Source organism: Kitasatospora sp. NPDC057512, assembly GCF_042802135.1.
Classification (GTDB): domain Bacteria; phylum Actinomycetota; class Actinomycetes; order Streptomycetales; family Streptomycetaceae; genus Kitasatospora.
Window position 1 is genome coordinate 1 of the sequence record NZ_JBHVET010000898.1, and the last position, 2982, is coordinate 2982.

A 2982-nucleotide genomic window follows, 5' to 3' on the forward strand; every position below is an offset into this window, starting at 1 on the left:
TTCCCAGCCCCTGACTACTTCGCCTTCGCCCGGTAGGCGCGCTTCTTCGCGAGTGCGCCGCAGGTCTTCATCGAGCACCAGCGCCGCGCGCCCGCCCGCGACGTGTCCACGAACGGCGTTCCGCAGTCGGGGTTCCCGCAGATGCGCACGCGCGTCCGCTGCTCGTCGGACGCGCAGAGCGCGATCAGGTCCCGCGCGACCATCGACAGCACGGCCGCGATCCCGTCCCCGTCCCACCGCACCGACGCCCCGTCCGCCGAGAGCACGGGTACCGAAGTCGGCTCAGCCGCCGCGCTGTTGGCCACCACCACGTCCTCGGCCGCGGGCGGCACCCCCTCCGCCAGTGCGACGCCCGTCCGCTGCACCGCCTCGCGCAGCCGCCTCGCTCCCTCCAGTTCGGCCTCGCCGCAGGTCGGCGCCACCGTCGTGCAGCCGCTCTCCACACTCCACCGGCTCAGGTCCTCCGGCAGTGCCAGCCGCTCGACGTGCACGTCCTTGCCGCGATCGGCGAGCGTGCCGGCGAAGGCGAAGCACAGTCGTGCGTCGTCGAACCGGAAGTCGGTCTTGGCGCGCTGGCGCCCTTCTCGTCGGCCGTCCTCGTCACTCATGTCCACCACTCTAAGCGGTTGACACGCATCGAAGCGGGCGCATAGCTTCAAAGTCCACCACTTGAACCGGTGGACATTCCCCGAGGAGGTCGCGTCCATGCGCGCCGCAGTCATCGAAGAACTCCACCAGCCCCTCGTCATCCGTGACGTGCCCGATCCCACGTGCCCGCCCGACGGCGCCATCGTGCGCGTCGGCGCCAACGGGATCTGCCGCACCGACTGGGCCCTGTGGGCCGGGGACTTCTGGACGGGAGGGCCGCAGGTCAAGCCCCCGTTCGTCCTCGGCCACGAGTTCGCCGGCACCGTCGTGGAGGTCGGCCGGGACGTCCGGGACTGGCGGGACGGCGACCGCGTCATCTTCCCGATGAACCCCGGCGAGGGCTCCTGTGAGATGTGCCGCAGCGGCAACCAGCACGTGTGCGAGCACGTGGACTCGCTCGTCCCCGGGGTCTCCTACTGGGGCGCCTTCGCCGAGTACGTCATGGTCCGCTTCGCCGACGTCAACCTCGTCCGGGTGCCGGAGTCCGTCGGCTTCGTCGATGTCGCCGCCCTCGCCTGCCGCTACATGACCGCCTTCCACGGCGTCGTCGACCAGGCCCGCGTGCGCGGCGGGGAGTGGGTCGCCGTGTACGGGGCGGGCGGCGGCATGGGGTTGTCCACGGTGGAGATCGCGGCCGCCACCGGCGCCAACGTCATCGCGGTCGACATCTCCGAGGAGAAGCTGGCGGCCGCCCGCGCCCTCGGCGCCGTCCACACCGTCAACGCCGCCACCGACGACCCGGCCGAGGCGGTGCGGACCCTCACCCGGGGCGGCGCCCACGTGTCCGTCGACGCCGTCGGCATCGCCGAGGCCTGCCGCAACTCCGTCCTCTCCCTGCGCACCCGCGGCCGCCACCTCCAACTCGGGCACACCACCGGTGCGGAGAAGGGGGATGTCGCCCTGCCGATCGACGTGATGATGGTCAAGGAGCTGGAGTTCCTGGGCGCCTTCGGCATGCAGGGCCAGCGGTTCGGCACCATGCTCACCATGATCGAGGCCGGCCGCCTCAACCCCGGCCGGATCGTCACCCGCACCGTCGGCCTCCATGAGGCGAGTGGCGTGCTGGAGTCCCTGGAGACGTACGGGCCGACCGGCGTCGTCGTCATCGACGAGTTCCGGGCCTGAGCGGCCGTGGAAGGAGACACCGCCATGACCGCTCCCCGCCTGCTGGTCGACCCGGAACTGCGCCAGGCCCTCGACGCCGTCCCGATGACCCCCAACGGCGCGTTCGACCTGACCGACATCCCCGCGACCCGCGAGACGCTCCGCGCCTTCGCCGAGTCCGTGGCCGACTCCACCCCCGACGACCCGTCGGTCACCGTGACCGAACACCACGCGACCCGGGCCGACGGCCCGGACGTGCCGATCCGGCTGCTGCGGCCCACCGCCGCCGGGCCCGGCCCGCTGCCGGTCCTGCTCTGGTTCCACGGCGGCGGACAGGTACTCGGCTTCGCCGCTCAGGACGACCCCTGGCTCAAGCGGCTCAGCACGCGGCTCGGCTGCGCCGTCGCCGCCGTCGACTACCGGCTCGCCCCGGAGACCCCCGCCCCCGGCGCCGCCGAGGACGGGCACACCGCCCACCGGTGGCTCCTCCGCGAAGCGGAGGCACTCGGCCTGGACGGCGCCCGGATCGGCATCGCCGGCCAGAGCGGCGGCGGGGGAGTCGCGGCGGCCACCGCCCTGCTGGTCCGCGACCACGGCGGCCCGGCGCCGCTGTTCCAGGCGCTGATGTACCCGATGCTCGACGACCGGAACCGCACCGCGTCCAGCCACGAGATCACCGACCTCGGCATCTGGGACCGCGCCACCAACCTCCTCGCCTGGCGGGCGATCCTGGGCGACCGCGCCGGCACCGACGAGGTCAGCCCGTACGCCGCCCCCGCCCGCGCGGAGGACCTCGGCGGCCTGCCGCCCACCTTCGTCGCGGTCGGCGAACTCGACTCCTTCCGCGACGAGGACCTCGACTACGCCATGCGCCTGCGCGCCCACGGCGTCCCGGTCGAACTCCACCTGTACCCCGGCGCGTACCACGCCTTCGACCTGTTCGCCCCCGAGTCGCAGCTCGCCGAGAGCTTCGAGCAGGCCTGGCTCGGCTACCTCGCCCGCCACTTCCGCGCCCCCGCGCCCCAGCGGCCCCGGCTCCCGGCGTAGGGCCGGTCTCCCGCCGTCTGCCCGGAGGTGGTCGGAGGTACCCCTCCGGATGGTCTATAGTTTTCCTCATCACCCAGATGCGCGGGTGGCGGAATAGGCAGACGCGCTGGATTCAGGTTCCAGTGCCCGAAAGGGCGTGGGGGTTCAACTCCCCCCTCGCGCACAGCGAACGGCCGGTTGACC

The 2982-nt window shown here is 72.9% G+C and carries 3 protein-coding genes and 1 tRNA gene; 3 read left to right on the plus strand and 1 reads right to left on the minus strand.

The genetic code is table 11. The features are described from left to right. Window positions 1-14: 14 nt before the first annotated feature. The gene (locus ACFU6K_RS35460; protein ID WP_380670210.1) at window positions 15-608 is read right to left on the minus strand and encodes a CGNR zinc finger domain-containing protein; all 594 of its coding nucleotides are present in this window, start codon (window positions 606-608) and stop codon (window positions 15-17) included. Between the two features lie 97 nt (window positions 609-705). Between ACFU6K_RS35460 and ACFU6K_RS35465 the strand changes: the two genes are divergently transcribed. The 3 genes from ACFU6K_RS35465 to ACFU6K_RS35475 all read left to right on the plus strand — a co-directional run bounded on the left by ACFU6K_RS35465 (window position 706) and on the right by ACFU6K_RS35475 (window position 2962). Beyond that, on the plus strand, window positions 706-1773 hold the full coding sequence (locus tag ACFU6K_RS35465) for an alcohol dehydrogenase catalytic domain-containing protein (RefSeq protein ID WP_380670212.1): 1068 nt from the start codon (window positions 706-708) through the stop codon (window positions 1771-1773). A gap of 24 nt (window positions 1774-1797) precedes the next feature. After that, complete coding sequence (locus ACFU6K_RS35470; protein WP_380670214.1) at window positions 1798-2799, plus strand: alpha/beta hydrolase; 1002 nt, start codon at window positions 1798-1800, stop codon at window positions 2797-2799. 79 nt (window positions 2800-2878) lie between these two features. Further along, window positions 2879-2962 (plus strand) — tRNA-Leu (locus tag ACFU6K_RS35475). Window positions 2963-2982 lie beyond the last annotated feature (20 nt).